This is a genomic window from Pelomonas parva, from assembly GCF_043555835.1.
Lineage (GTDB): Bacteria > Pseudomonadota > Gammaproteobacteria > Burkholderiales > Burkholderiaceae_C > Pelomonas > Pelomonas parva.
In genome coordinates this window covers 174,197-187,190 of record NZ_JBIGHV010000007.1, presented here as the reverse complement: position 1 = coordinate 187,190, position 12,994 = coordinate 174,197, and the positions used below count along the sequence as shown (strand labels likewise).

General features: G+C 67.1%; 11 protein-coding genes and 1 pseudogene. 7 read left to right on the top strand and 5 right to left on the bottom strand.

Annotation, left to right across the window (positions count from 1 at the left end; translation table 11 throughout):
• Position 1 precedes the first annotated feature (1 nt).
• Positions 2 to 246 (bottom strand): annotated as a pseudogene (locus ACG00Y_RS19255) (hypothetical protein); the annotation flags it as partial.
• Positions 247 to 287: 41 nt separating this feature from the next.
• Complete coding sequence (locus tag ACG00Y_RS19250; protein ID WP_394481632.1) at positions 288 to 2,288, bottom strand: alpha/beta fold hydrolase; 2,001 nt, start codon at positions 2,286 to 2,288, stop codon at positions 288 to 290.
• Positions 2,289 to 2,486: 198 nt separating this feature from the next.
• Between ACG00Y_RS19250 and ACG00Y_RS19245 the strand changes: the two genes are divergently transcribed.
• From ACG00Y_RS19245 to ACG00Y_RS19220, 6 genes are all read left to right on the top strand, one after another.
• Entirely contained in the window at positions 2,487 to 2,894 is a 408-nt protein-coding gene (locus tag ACG00Y_RS19245; protein WP_394481630.1) for an XRE family transcriptional regulator, read from the top strand.
• Position 2,895: 1 nt separating this feature from the next.
• Positions 2,896 to 4,209, top strand: coding sequence for a type II toxin-antitoxin system HipA family toxin (locus ACG00Y_RS19240; protein ID WP_394481628.1), 1,314 nt, complete (start codon positions 2,896 to 2,898; stop codon positions 4,207 to 4,209).
• Between the two features lie 223 nt (positions 4,210 to 4,432).
• Positions 4,433 to 4,891, top strand: coding sequence for a hypothetical protein (locus tag ACG00Y_RS19235; RefSeq protein WP_394481627.1), 459 nt, complete (start codon positions 4,433 to 4,435; stop codon positions 4,889 to 4,891).
• A gap of 460 nt (positions 4,892 to 5,351) precedes the next feature.
• Positions 5,352 to 5,978, top strand: coding sequence for a type IV toxin-antitoxin system AbiEi family antitoxin domain-containing protein (locus ACG00Y_RS19230; protein ID WP_394481625.1), 627 nt, complete (start codon positions 5,352 to 5,354; stop codon positions 5,976 to 5,978).
• Positions 5,975 to 6,826 carry a nucleotidyl transferase AbiEii/AbiGii toxin family protein gene (locus tag ACG00Y_RS19225; protein ID WP_394481623.1) on the top strand — a complete coding sequence of 284 codons (852 nt, stop codon included), beginning with the start codon at positions 5,975 to 5,977 and terminating at the stop codon, positions 6,824 to 6,826. Before ACG00Y_RS19230 ends, ACG00Y_RS19225 begins: the two co-directional genes overlap by 4 nt.
• Before the next feature lie 19 nt (positions 6,827 to 6,845).
• A complete protein-coding gene (locus tag ACG00Y_RS19220; RefSeq protein ID WP_394481621.1) occupies positions 6,846 to 7,490 on the top strand; it encodes a CIA30 family protein in 645 nt (214 codons plus the stop codon).
• A 30-nt stretch (positions 7,491 to 7,520) separates the two neighbouring features.
• Here the strand turns inward: ACG00Y_RS19220 and ACG00Y_RS19215 are convergent, their stop codons facing one another.
• The 3 genes from ACG00Y_RS19215 to ACG00Y_RS19205 are packed head-to-tail and all read right to left on the bottom strand — an operon-like array spanning position 7,521 to position 12,176.
• The gene (locus ACG00Y_RS19215) at positions 7,521 to 7,955 is read right to left on the bottom strand and encodes an HIT family protein (protein ID WP_394481619.1); all 435 of its coding nucleotides are present in this window, start codon (positions 7,953 to 7,955) and stop codon (positions 7,521 to 7,523) included.
• Between the two features lie 4 nt (positions 7,956 to 7,959).
• Positions 7,960 to 8,322, bottom strand: coding sequence for a 2OG-Fe(II) oxygenase (locus ACG00Y_RS19210; protein ID WP_394481618.1), 363 nt, complete (start codon positions 8,320 to 8,322; stop codon positions 7,960 to 7,962).
• Positions 8,319 to 12,176, bottom strand: coding sequence for a DUF3683 domain-containing protein (locus tag ACG00Y_RS19205; protein WP_394481616.1), 3,858 nt, complete (start codon positions 12,174 to 12,176; stop codon positions 8,319 to 8,321). The genes ACG00Y_RS19210 and ACG00Y_RS19205 overlap by 4 nt, the downstream gene beginning before the upstream one ends.
• 49 nt (positions 12,177 to 12,225) lie before the next feature.
• Between ACG00Y_RS19205 and ugpQ the strand changes: the two genes are divergently transcribed.
• Positions 12,226 to 12,966, top strand: a complete 741-nt coding sequence (gene ugpQ, locus ACG00Y_RS19200) for a glycerophosphodiester phosphodiesterase (RefSeq protein WP_394481615.1) — start codon at positions 12,226 to 12,228, stop codon at positions 12,964 to 12,966.
• Positions 12,967 to 12,994: the final 28 nt, after the last annotated feature.

The following is a 12,994-nucleotide window of genomic DNA, read 5'->3' as shown; positions in this document are numbered from 1 at the left end:
ATATACGCCGGCGCTTGGCCGCGTGCCGCACCGGTGCGTCAGCCCCCGGCGCCCTCGCTGGCCCATCAGCCGCAGCATGTTCACAGCCAGCGCGGCAAGCCGACACACCGGCGCGTTGGTGTCGACCTTGCCCGAGGGCAGCCGCGTGAGGTCCAGGTCGATCTTGAACTCCACGTGCGACTACTCGTACGTGTCGTGGCCGGCATACAGCGCCATCACCTGCTGGGCGTCAATGTGCGCGGGCAGCGGCATGGTGGCGAGCGACCCGCTGACGGTGTGGTGAGGTCCTACACCGACGTCAGCACGAACCAGACACCTCCGGCGTAGCTGATCAACGCCAAGGTCTTGGCCCACTCGCGCAGCTTGCTGCGCACGATGAGCCAGACGCCCAGCACCACCACGGTCGCGAGCAGCAGCCAGATGGCGGGCGCCACACGCCCGCCGGCCTCGACCAGCCAGTGCGGCTTCTCCCGCAGCAGTTCGCCATCCGGCGTGGGCCGCCGGCCCGTCGCGATGAAGCCGGCCACGTGGTCCCACCAGTCCTCGGACACCGCCGCCCCGTGGCCGCCGCCCACCCAGGATGCGGCGTCCTTGGGGAACTGCTCGAAGCCCTGCGAGTCGTGTTTGCTGAAGCCGTAGAAGCCCGCACCGCCCATGTCCTGCAGGCCCAGTTGCTCCAGCGCGTTGGGGAAGAACGCGACCACCCAGTCCGCATCCGCGCTCAGGTTCAGCACGCCCTTGATGCGGCCGGTCTTCAGCAGCGCCAGCCAGTCCTGGTCGGTGCGCAGCACACTGCCGGCCAGCGCCACCCGCTCGAAGCGCACCGACTCGTACTTCTTCAATGCCTCCTTCAGCAGGTAGGTGCCGTGGCTGTGCCCTACGTAATAGAACTTGGCGTTGGGGTATTGCGCGCGTGCCTCGGCGTAGCGGTCCATCAGCCACTCGACCTTCTCGTCTCGCGCGCCGGGCTTCAGGAACGACAGCATCGGGAAGTAGCCATAGGACGACACCTCCAGCTTCACCTTGCAAGGCGGCTTGCCCTCGCCGGGCTGGCAGTCCGGCTGGGTCAGCAACTGGTCGCGCACCCGCCCGCCCAGGCGCTCCGTCCAGAAGCCCTCGTCGCGGATGCCGTGCATCACGAACACGAGGTGCTTCACGTCGAAGTCGGGGTCGCCGCGCGCGGTCACCAGCTCCGGCGGGGTGTCGCGATCACCCTGGGGGTCCAGCGCCGCCAGGAAGCGCTCCGCCCGTTTCAGCGCCCGCCGCTGCTCGCGCAGTTCTTCATCGCTGAACGTCTGGCCGGGTGTAGCGGCGGGGGCGCTCGCGGCCATGTCCACGACGTTGCCGTGATCGGAATGCGGCACCTCGATGTAGGCGAACTTCCGGCCCGCCACGGCATCGATGCTGTCGCCCGGCCGCACCAAGTCGTCCTGCGTGCCCAGCAGTTGCACCACCTCCTGCATGGGCGCGTCGATGCCTCCCTGGCAACGCGTGCCGGTGGTGTTGGTCAACGTTGGCGCCTGCAGCCGACCGGCGCAGTCCACCGCCTCCAGCCATTGCAGGCGCAGCTGCGTCACGAAGGGCGCGCCCTTGCGTGTCGACATGACGGCGAACGGCGGGCCGCCCACGGCCTGCACGAAGCGGTTGAACGCCAGGCCCGCCTGCATCTGCGCCATGCGCAGCAGCGGCATGTGATGGTCCACCGACCAGCCCCGGTTGATCGCGCCCAGCAGCACGATGCGCTCCACCTTGGCCACCCACTCCCGAGGCGCAACCAGCGCGGTGCTGTCCTCCGCCAGCCCGAGCGCCTGGCGCAGGTCCTTCTCGAACGGTGCCGACGCCAGCTCCCCGCGCGCCACCACGTACAGCTTGCGCGCGAACAGGCTGCCCATGCTGTGCCCCACCAGCAGCACGGACTGATAGGGCTGGCCTGCGGTCTTGCGCGCCTGCCATTCCTGGTCGACGACCTCCAGCAGGCAAGCCGTGACGTCTTCGGCGCGGGCCGTCGACAGCACGGAGAACGGCAGCGCGGGGACGACGACCCGCGTCGTCCCCTGGTACTGAGGCGACGTGAGCAGCGTCTGCGCCACCGGGTCGACGTCCGAGGGCGTCTTGCCCATGCCGTGCAAGACGATGGCGAGCCGCTGCGCCGACTGCGCATCGTGCACCCGCATGCCGGCCCGCATGCCTTCGCACACCGCCGCGCGGGCTGGCGTGCGAATCGCCACCAGCACCCACAGCGCCGACGCCGTGAGCAACGCCACCAGCACCCACACGATCTTCTTCATCCTCCGCCCCCTCGTCTTGCGTCGCCGGATGTCTGTGTACATCGGCGGCGCGATGCTAGGGACGACAGGCGCGCTGTGGCATCGGCGAACACCCTCGCATCGGCGAGCGGGCCCACAGTTCTGTGGGCGGGTTGCGACCCCCACGATATGTAACTATAGATATTGACATAAACGACATTTATGTAGCATTCTATAAGAATGCCAAAGACAGCCCAAGCCCTTCATCAGCTGCCCCCGGCAACCGCAGCGGCCATCGAGAAGCTGGGCAGCGATCTCGCGGTGGCTCGCCTTCGCCGCAAGGAGTCACTGCGCTCCTGGGCCCAGCGTATGGGCGTCACCGTTGCCACGCTGATGCGGCTGGAGGCCGGCGATCCGGGCGTCGGCATCGGCATCATTGCCACGGCGCTGTGGCTCATCCAGCGCGACGGCGCACTTGGCGACCTCGCGGCCCCGGAGCACGACAAGGGAGCCATTGAGATGGATGTCCGTGAGGCCGTTGCCCTGGGCAGGGAGCGCGCCAAGACCTCGGCTGCCAGTCGCGCCACACGCGGTCGCAAGGTCAAGCCTTCGCCATCGCATCCACCAGTTCCAGGGAAGACCCCTTGAGATGCGCTACGACGAACTGCACCTCTGGCATTTGGGAGATCCGTCCACCCCGACATATGTCGGCCAGCTCCGGCCGGTTGCCGCCGGCAAAGGTGTGTCGCTGCGCTACTGCGCCGACTGGCTTGCCAAGGGCTTTGCACTGAGCGAAGACCTGCCGCTGCGCGACATCGAGTTCATGCCGCCGGACCGGCTGGCAGGAGATGTCCCCCGCGCCGTGGGTGCCGTCGACGATGCCAGGCCGGATCGCTGGGGTGAAAAGGTCATCCGCTGCGTGGCCAAGCCCAAACGACTGTCCCTGATGGAGTACCTCTACTACGCCGGTGACGACCGCTTCGGCGCGCTCGGCGTGTCTACCTCGGCGACCGTCTACGAGCCGGGCAGTTCCAGCCCTCTACCTCGGCTGGCCGATGTACAGCAGCTCAGCGAGGTCGCGGCCAAGATCGAGGCCTCGGAGCCCCTGACGGTCATCGAGGCAAAGATCATCGCGGGCGGTGGCAGCCCATTGGGGGGTGGCAAGCCCAAGGCCCTCATCGAGATCGATGGCGAGCAGTGGGTCATCAAGTTCTACAACCGCGAGCCCGTCGACACGCCAGTCATCGAGCACGCGACGATGACGCTGGCCAAGCAGGCTGGCATCAACACGGCCGAGACGCAGGTCATCAGGCTACAGGGTGAAAACGCTATCGCCATCCGGCGCTTTGACCGCAAGGGTGTCCAGCGGATTCACAGCATCTCCGCAGGCACGGCAATCCGGGCGCTAACGCCCGCCGGCCAGGAGCCGGAGATGGGCTATCCGGAGTTGGCGCTCCTGCTGCGGCGCGTGGGCGTCACGCACGGCAACCAGCACGAACTCGATGCGCGCGAGCTGTTTCGGCGCATGGTTTTCAACATCCTGATGGACAACACGGACGACCACGAGAAGAACCACGCACTGCTGGTCGTGAGTCCGAACGCGAACGGCCGCTTGACGCTGGCGCCGGCCTATGACGTGCTGCCCACCAACTCGGGTCAAGGCTATCAGGAATTCATCTGTGGCGATGAGGGGCGGGACTCGACCCTCTCGAATGCGATGTCCCAGTGCGGGTCATTCGGGCTGCGGCGGCCTGAGGCAGCCGCCGAGGTCATGGCGGTCATCCAGGTTGTGGAGACCTGGAAGGAGCACTTCCAGGGTGTCGGCGTCACCCGACGTGACATCGACAGCCTCGCTGAACGGATCGACAGCGACGAACTCGCTGCCCAGCGAGCGGATTTCGATCCACTCAAGCATGCGACGCCCGCCAAAGCTCCCAAGAGAACCCCGTTCCGAAGCGATTGATGCGTGCGGCAAACCAGCCAGGCTTCATGACGAATGACATGGGCGCCGCCCAATGCACGCATTCGTCGCGAGTTCAGTTCAGCCGCGTTTTTTCACAGGCCGTCGCATGCGGACGGCAACTCATCGCCTTCGCCTTGGGCCCGCTCGACGGTGCACCTAGCCTGAGCACAAGTCGACGCAATTCCGCGTCGGCAGCCCCACCCGAAACGCTCAGGAGTTCCACATGTCCGCATCCACTTTCACCCCCCGCAGCCTGTTCGCCGGCCTCGCCTTGCTGACCCTCGCCGCCGCCCCGGCGTTGGCCCAGGCCCAGGCGCTGGAGCGCGTCGAGATCCACGGCCGCGTGGTCGAAGCCACGCCGCGCTACGACGTGCACGCCGCCTGCAAAGGCCTCGACAACCAGCTGGCCAGCGCGCTGACCAAGGCCTGGCTCGAAGAGGGCCGCTATGGCGAGGTGAAGGTGCAGCTGGTGCTGGAGAATGGCCGCGTCGGCGCCGCCGAAGCGACTGGAATTTCCAGGGCCGTGTCGCGCAAGGTGCGCGCCGCGATGCACCGCCTGGACTGCGCCCAGCAGGCGGCCGGCACGCAGGTCTATCGCTTCAGCGTGGACTTCATCGACCCGAACGCGACGACCATCGGCGAGACGCGCACGGCCGCGCGCGGCTTCCGCATCAACGGCTGAGCGCCTGGGCTATTGCCGAGTCCACCGCCGCCAGCGGCCGCGCCAGCCGCGCTGTCGCGCCGCCCGGCACTTCGTCGCCGCCACGGGAGCGGCCTGGTCGGCGCGAGCAGGGATCTCAGCATCCACTCGATGCCGCCGTTATTGGCCTTGGTCACATACTTGGCCACCCACTGCGCGACTGCATTCGCATTTGCGCAGATGTCGAACTCGCGGAGGTTTGCCTTCGCGCAGATCCATGTGAAGTCCGCTATTGATTGAGTCGACTGCATGTACTCCGCTCGCGCACATGCTTTCGACAACATCGTCACCGTAGCGTCCAGCAAAGACCTGCTCGATAGCCTGTAGCCCCGGATGAACGTCGTCTTTCGAGGCAGGTGGAGCCCGAGATGTCGCGCACAGTGATGTTGCGTTTTTAATGTAGAAATTGACTGTCCCAGTCATTCCGCAACACAATGTACCCATGAAGGCCGACGCCACGGAAACTGCCTCAACCCATGAGCAGCAGGTCCTGCGCCTCGCGCGCAAGCGCACCCTCCTGCGGGCGCGTGACCTGAAGCCACAAGGGCTGCCGACCATCACCCTGACGCGTCTGGTGCAAGCCGGCAAGCTCGAACGCGTGGCGCGCGGCCTCTACGGCCTGCCGGGCGCAGAAATCAGCGAGCACCGCTCGCTGGCAGAAATCTCAGCACGCGTGCCCAAAGGCGTGGTGTGCCTGCTATCGGCCTTGCGGGTCCACGAGATTGGCACACAGGCCCCCCACGAGGTCTGGATCGCCATCCCGCCGCACATGGCGATCCCCCGGCTCGACCACCCCGCAATCCGCGTCGTGCGCATGTCTGAAGCAGCTCTGGCCGACGGCCTCGATCGCCTGACGATCGATGGCGTCGACGTGCCGGTCTTCAGCGCCGCCCGGACCGTCGTCGACTGCTTCCGGTTCCGCAACAAGATCGGCTTGGATGTGGCGCTGGAAGCACTCCGCGACGGCTGGACCCAACGCAAGTTCACGTTGGATGACCTCTGGCGTGACGCCACGCGCGGGCGTGTCGCCAACGTCATGCGCCCCTACATCGAGGCCATCACGGCATGACCGCCAACCGCGCTGCGTCGATCCGCGCCAGGCTCAAGCAGCACACCGACACGTCGAAGCAGGACTTCAACCTGACCCTGACCCGGTACGGGCTGGAACGACTGCTCTACCGACTGTCGATCTCCGAGCACGCACCGAACTTCCTGCTGAAGGGCGCGCTGCTGTTCCAGCTCTGGTACGGCCAACCGCATCGGCCGACACGCGACGCCGACCTGCTGGGCTTCGGCCCCGACGACGTGTCCACGCTGGTCGGTGTCTTCCGTTCGATCGCCGGCATCGCAGGGGACGACGGCATCGTGTTCGACCCGGGATCGGTTGCAGGAGCACCGATCCGCAAGGACGCCGGCTACGGTGGCGTGCGCATCGATCTGCGCGCCACGCTCGACGGCGCCCGCCTGTCCCTGCAGATCGACATTGGATTCGGCGATGCCGTCACGCCGGCGGCACTGTCCATCGCCTACCCGACCCTGCTGCCGGACGTCCCCGCACCCACCTTGCGCGCTTACCCCAAGGCCACGGTCGTCGCCGAGAAGCTGCACGCCGTGACCGTGCTGGGCATGACCAATACCCGCATGAAAGATTTTTTCGACCTCGCCGTGCTGCTGCGCGACGACACGCTTGACGATGCGGAACTGCAGCAAGCGGTCGGAGCGACCTTTGCCCGCCGAGAGACTGCCATACCCGGCACCATGCCCATCGGCCTGAGCGACGTATTTGCCGACGACACGACCAAGCAGACGCAATGGCGGGCATTCCTGAACAAGAACAAGCTGGCGCCGATGGACCTCCGCAGTGTGGTCGGGGCCATCCGAGCGCGTGCGTTGCAGTTCGGATTTCCCAGCCATTAGGACTGGCGCTGCGTCGACCATGCTCACGACCCTGTTTGACTTCACCGACCCCAGTGCAGCGAACGCATGGCACGCCATCGACGACCGCGTGATGGGCGGCATCTCACCCAGCACACTGCGCCACGACCCAGCAGGTCACGCCGTGTTCGAGGGAAACGTCTCGCTGGAGCAAAACGGTGGCTTCGCCTCAGTGCGGTCCAACCCCGGCGAACAGGGCCTGCCTGGCGCCGGGAGTTTCCTGGTCGAACTGCGCGGTGAAAACAAGCAGTTCAAGCTCAGCCTGCTGACCGACGACGGCTTCGACAGCCTGAACTACCAGGCCAGCTTCACCCCAAAGGGCACCGACTGGCAGACCTTGCACCTGCCGCTGGCCGACTTCCGCGCCAGCTTCCGTGGACGCGAGGTCACCGACGCACCACCGCTGGCCCCCCGCACGCATCCGCCAGGTCGGCTTGATGATCGCGGCACGCCAGGCCGGGCCCTTCGAACTCCGCATCCGCCAGATCTGCCTCGCCTGACCCGGCCGGGCAACATTGAACGAACAATGGGCACGTCCGGTGTACCCGCAACTCCAGTCATAGGGAGAACAGGCTGCCGGGTGGCTGCCAATGCTGCGGAACTTCAGCCTGAGAACACGGCGAGCGCCGACCCGCCAGCGGCCTGACATCCACCTCCTGCGCAGGTATTGTGCGAATCAACGGCGGAACGCCTGGGCTATTGCCGAGTCCACCGCCGCCAGCGGCCGCGCCAGCCGCGCCGCCGCGCCGCCCGGCACCTCGTCGCGTTGAGCCGCCGCCCACACGGGCGCCGGGAAATGGCTGTCCCAGTCGAAGCGGGCGATGACGTGCCAGTGCAGATGCGGCACGACATTGCCCAGCGTCGCGAGGTTGACCTTTGTCGGCGCGAGCATGGAGCGCAGCACCTGCTCGATCACCACGACGGCGTCCATGCAGGCGTGCCTGTCCGCCGGGGACAGATCGCTGAACTCGGCGACATGCGCCGTCCAGATGAGGCGGTAGAAGGCCGGGAAGCGCCGCGCCTCGTCGCCATCGATGACGCGCACGACGCGGAACTGCGGCATCCGGGCGACGACGAGGCCGGCATCGGTCGTGCAGAGCGGGCAAGTCATGTGATCAGCCTTTCAGGACCCAGCCCAGCGACAGCACATAGCGGCTGCCGCCCTCCACGCGCGTCACGCTGTGCTCGCAGGCGTCCGGGCGGAAAAACTTGATGCGCCGGCTCTGCCAGATGGGAGTGGCGCAGACGAACTCGCCGCCGCGCGGCGAGGCCTTCAACACGACGTTGAGCCGGTAGTGGCGCCCGGCCTGCACCGGGTCGGTGTGCGGCGGGATGGCGCTGCCCGCCGGGTAGCGGATCAGGTAGCTGTCGAACGGAAGCGGCCAGCGCGCCGTCAGCAGCAACATCTTGTCGTAGCCGCTGCCCTGCCGCCCGCTCTGCCATCGCAGGGCAGTCCGCAGGTAGCCGGCCAGCGTCACACCAGCACCCGCTCGATACCGCCGTTGTTGGCCTTGGCGACGTACTCCGGCATCCAGTTGGGGCCGAGGATCTGGTTGGCCATCTCGACGACGATGTAGTCGGCTTCGAGCAGGCCGTTCTGCAGGTCGTTGCCATAGCGGCTCAGGCCCTGCAGGCAGCTCGGGCAGGAAGTGAGGATCTTCATGTTCTCGTCGGCGCCGACCTTGCCGCTCTCGCGCAGCTTGGTCTCGGTCTTGCGCAGCTCCTCTTCCTTGCGGAAGCGCACCTGCGTCGAGATGTCGGGCCGCGTCACGCCCAGCGTGCCGCTCTCGCCGCAGCAGCGCTCGTTCTTGACGACGTTCTCGCCCACCAGCGCCTTCACCGTCTTCATCGGCTCCTGCAGCTTCATCGGCGAGTGGCAGGGGTCGTGGTACAGGTAGCTGGTCTTGGAGCCGAGCGTGATGCCCTTCTCCAGCAGGTACTCGTGGATGTCGATGATGCGGCAGCCGGGGAAGATGTCTTCGAACTTGTAGCCCTGCAACTGGTCGTAGCAGGTGCCGCAGCTCACCACCACAGTCTTGATGTCGAGGTAATTCAGCGTGTTGGCGACACGGTGGAAGAGCACCCGGTTGTCGGTGATCATCTTCTCGGCCTTGTCGAACTGGCCCGAGCCGCGCTGAGGGTAGCCGCAGCACAGGTAGCCGGGCGGCAGCACCGTCTGCACGCCGGCATGCCAGAGCATGGCCTGCGTGGCCAGGCCCACTTGGCTGAACAGGCGCTCCGAGCCGCAGCCGGGGAAATAGAACACGGCCTCGGTCTCGCTCGCCAGCGACGGCGGGCGAATGATGGGCACGTAGTCCTTGTCCTCGATGTCCAGCAGCGCCCGCGCCGTCTTCTTGGGCAGGCCGCCGGGCAGCTTCTTGTTGATGAAGTGAATGACCTGTTCCTTGATCGGCGCGGCGCCGACCGTGGCGCGGGGCGCGGCCGTCTGCTTGCGGCCGGCCGGCTTGAACAGGTCCACCGCAAAGCGCTGCGCCTTGAAGCCGATGCCCACCATGGCCGTGCGGGCGAGCTTGATGGTCTCGGGGTTGGTCGCGTTCAGCATGAACATGGCCGCCGCGTTGCCAGGGCGCCAGGTCTTCTGGCCCATCTTGCGCAACAGGTTGCGCATGTTCATCGTCACATCGCCGAAGTCGATGTTGACCGGGCAAGGCGTGAGGCACTTGTGGCAGACCGTGCAGTGGTCGGCCACGTCCTCGAACTCCTGCCAGTGCTTGATGGACACGCCGCGGCGCGTCTGCTCTTCGTACAGGAAGGCCTCGACCAGCAGCGAGGTCGCCAGGATCTTGTTGCGCGGGCTGTAGAGCAGGTTGGCGCGCGGCACGTGCGTGGCGCAGACCGGCTTGCACTTACCGCAGCGCAGGCAGTCCTTGATCGACGCGCTGATCGCGCCGATGTCGCTCTGCTGCATGATCAGCGACTCATGCCCCATCAGGCCGAAGCTCGGCGTGTAGGCGTTGCGCAGGTCGGCGTCCTTGAGCAGCTTGCCCTTGTTGAAGCGGCCTTCCGGGTCGACGCGTTGCTTGTAGGCCGTGAAATTGGCCATCTCGTCGTCGGTCAGGAACTCCAGCTTGGTGATGCCGATGCCGTGTTCGCCGGAGATGACGCCGTCCAGCGAACGGGCCAGCACCATGATGCGCGCCACGGCCGCATGGGCCGTCTGCAGCATCTCGTAGTTGTCGCTGTTGACGGGGATGTTGGTGTGCACATTGCCGTCGCCGGCATGCATGTGCAGCGCCACCCAGACGCGGCCGCGCAGCACGTCCTTGTGGATGCGGCGCACCTCTGCCAGCAGCGGCTCGAAGGACGCGCCGCTGAAAATGCCCTGCAGGGGCTTGAGGATCTGCGTCTTCCACGAGGCGCGCAGCTCATGCGTCTGCAGGCCCTCGAAGTAGCCGGTGTCGATGCCGTCCAGCCAGCCTTGCCACAGCTCGCCCACCTCGCGCAGCAGCGCCAGCGCCTGCTGCACACGGTCTTCCAGCAACTCGGCGCTGGGGATGTCGCCGGCGTCGTCGCTCTTGCCCAGCGGCAGCTTGCCGGTCGTGAACAAGGCCTGCAGCGCCGTGATCAGCGCCAGCTTGTTCTGCAGCGACAGCTCGATGTTGATGCGCTCGATGCCCAGCGTGTACTCGCCCATGCGGTGCAGCGGGATCACCACGTCCTCGTTCACCTTGAACGCGTTCGTGTGCTTGCTGATGGCCGCGGTGCGCTTGCGGTCCAGCCAGAACTTCTTGCGCGCATCGGCGCTGACGGCCACGAAGCCTTCGCCCGAGCGGCCGTTGGCCAGGCGCACGACTTCCGACGTGGCACGTGCCACCGCGTCAGCGTCGTCGCCGACGATGTCGCCGATCAGCACCATCTTTGGGAAGCCGCCGCGCTTGCTCTTGGTCGCGTAGCCCACGGCCTTCAGGTAGCGGTCGTCCAGATGCTCCAGGCCCGCCAGCAGCACGCCCGTGCCGGCGATCCCGAACATGTAGTCCTTGATGTCGACGATGCTGGGCACGCAGTCCTTGGGGTTGCCGAAGAACTCCAGGCAGACCGTGCGCACATGGGCCGGCATCTTGTGCACGATCCAGCGCGCGCTGGTGATGAGGCCGTCGCAGCCTTCCTTCTGGATGCCCGGCAGGCCGGCGAGGAACTTGTCCGTCACGTCCTTGCCCAGGCCCTCCTTGCGGAAGACGCGGCCCGGGATGTCCAGACGCTCGGTCTTCTCCAGCTTGGTGCCCGAGGCGTCGAAGTAGCGCAGCTCGAAGCTCGCCATTTCGACGTCATGGATCTTGCCGAGGTTGTGGTTGAGGCGGATCACCTCCAGCCACTTGGCCTCGGGTGTCACCATCTTCCAGCTGGCCAGGTTGTCCAGCGCCGTGCCCCACAGCACGGCCTTCTTGCCGCCCGCGTTCATGGCCACGTTGCCGCCGATGCAGCTGGCCTCGGCCGAGGTCGGGTCCACCGCGAAGACGAAGCCATGCTGCTCCGCCAGGTCGGCCACGCGTTGCGTGACGACACCGGCCTCGCTGAAGATGGTCGGCACCTCGCGGTCAAGGCCAGGCAGCACCAGCATCTCGACGCCGCGCAGTGCTTCCAGCTTCTCGGTGTTGATGACGGCGGTGTTCCACACCAGCGGAATCGCGCCGCCCGTGTAGCCGGTGCCGCCGCCACGCGGGATGACGGTCAGCCCCAGCTCGAAGCAGGCGCCCACCAGGCCGGCCATCTCTTCTTCGGTGTCCGGCGTCAGCACGACGAAGGGGTACTCGACACGCCAGTCGGTCGCGTCCGTCACATGGGACACGCGCGACAGGCCGTCGAACTTGATGTTGTCCTTGGCGGTGTGCTTCGCGAGCGTCTTGGAGGCACGCTTGCGCAGCACCGCCACGCGCTCGAACATCGTCGCGAACTCGGCCACGGCGGCCTTGGCGGCCGTCAGCAACTCGCCCACGGCGGCGTCGCGCTGGGCGTCGGCGGCGGCGTCACGGCGCTTCTCCACCTCACCGAGGCGGTGATGCAGCGCCTCGATCAGCTGGCCGCGACGCTTGGGGTTGTCCAGCAGGTCGTCCTGCAGGTAGGGGTTGCGCTGCACCACCCAGATGTCGCCCAGCACCTCGTAGAGCATGCGCGCGGATCGACCCGTGCGCCGCTCCAGCCGCAATTGGTCCAGCAGCTGCCAGGCACGGGAGCCGAGCAGGCGGATGACGATCTCGCGGTCCGAGAACGAGGTGTAGTTGTACGGAATTTCGCGCAGGCGGGGGGCGTCGCCAGCGTGGAGTGTGTCGGTTGCGGCAGCGGCAACCGGCATCAGGGGATGCGGGGCGTTCATAGAGGGGAGGGATCGTATCGCAGGGGGTTTCACCTTCAGAATCTGCGGGATGAAGCCCTGGCCCTATCCACTTTGGCTCGCCCACCGCGGCGCCGGCAAGCTCGCCCCGGAGAACACGCTGGCGGCGTTCCGCGTCGGCGCGGGTTTTGGCTTTCGAGCCTTCGAATGCGATGTCAAGCTCAGCCGCGACGGCGAAGCCTTCTTGCTGCATGACGACACACTGCAGCGCACGACCAGCGGGCGGGGCTCGCCGGCCGACATCGATTGGGCCGAACTGAGGCGCCTGGATGCCGGCGGCTGGCACAGCGCGCCGTTCACGGCCGAGCCGCTGCCCACGCTTACCCAGATCGCCGCCTTCTGCAAGGCCAACGGCTGCGCGCTGAACATCGAGATCAAGCCCTGCCCCGGCGTCGAGCGCCTGACCGGCGAGGTCGCCGCCCGCGAGGCCGCGCGGCTGTGGGCCGGCGCCGCCGTGCCGCCGCTGCTGAGTTCCTTCAAGCCCGAGGCGCTGCAAGGCGCCCTCACCAGTGCCCCCGCCCTGCCCCGCGCGCTGCTGCTGGACAAGCTGTGGGACGGCTGGCCCGAGGCCGCCGCGGCGCTGGGCGTGGTCGCCGTCATCACCAACTGGCGGCTGATGGACGCGGCGCTGATCCAGCGCCTGCATGCCAAAGGCTGGCGGGCGCTGGTCTATACCGTCAATGACGCCGACGTGGCCGAGCGGCTGGTGGCCGACGGCATCGACGGGATCATCACGGACGCGGTCGACCGGCTGGGGCCCGGCGGGGCGTAGCCCTCGCCGGGGCCGCCGCCCCGCCAGC

Excerpts from the sequence above, each read along its gene's own strand:
- ACG00Y_RS19250 (WP_394481632.1), bottom strand. The coding sequence starts at position 2,288 with ATGAAGAAGATCGTGTGGGTGCTGGTGGCGTTGCTCACGGCGTCGGCG.
- ACG00Y_RS19245 (WP_394481630.1), top strand. The coding sequence starts at position 2,487 with ATGCCAAAGACAGCCCAAGCCCTTCATCAGCTGCCCCCGGCAACCGCA.
- ACG00Y_RS19240 (WP_394481628.1), top strand. The coding sequence starts at position 2,896 with ATGCGCTACGACGAACTGCACCTCTGGCATTTGGGAGATCCGTCCACC.
- ACG00Y_RS19235 (WP_394481627.1), top strand. The coding sequence starts at position 4,433 with ATGTCCGCATCCACTTTCACCCCCCGCAGCCTGTTCGCCGGCCTCGCC.
- ACG00Y_RS19230 (WP_394481625.1), top strand. The coding sequence starts at position 5,352 with ATGAAGGCCGACGCCACGGAAACTGCCTCAACCCATGAGCAGCAGGTC.
- ACG00Y_RS19225 (WP_394481623.1), top strand. The coding sequence starts at position 5,975 with ATGACCGCCAACCGCGCTGCGTCGATCCGCGCCAGGCTCAAGCAGCAC.
- ACG00Y_RS19220 (WP_394481621.1), top strand. The coding sequence starts at position 6,846 with ATGCTCACGACCCTGTTTGACTTCACCGACCCCAGTGCAGCGAACGCA.
- ACG00Y_RS19215 (WP_394481619.1), bottom strand. The coding sequence starts at position 7,955 with ATGACTTGCCCGCTCTGCACGACCGATGCCGGCCTCGTCGTCGCCCGG.
- ACG00Y_RS19205 (WP_394481616.1), bottom strand. The coding sequence starts at position 12,176 with ATGAACGCCCCGCATCCCCTGATGCCGGTTGCCGCTGCCGCAACCGAC.
- ugpQ (WP_394481615.1), top strand. The coding sequence starts at position 12,226 with ATGAAGCCCTGGCCCTATCCACTTTGGCTCGCCCACCGCGGCGCCGGC.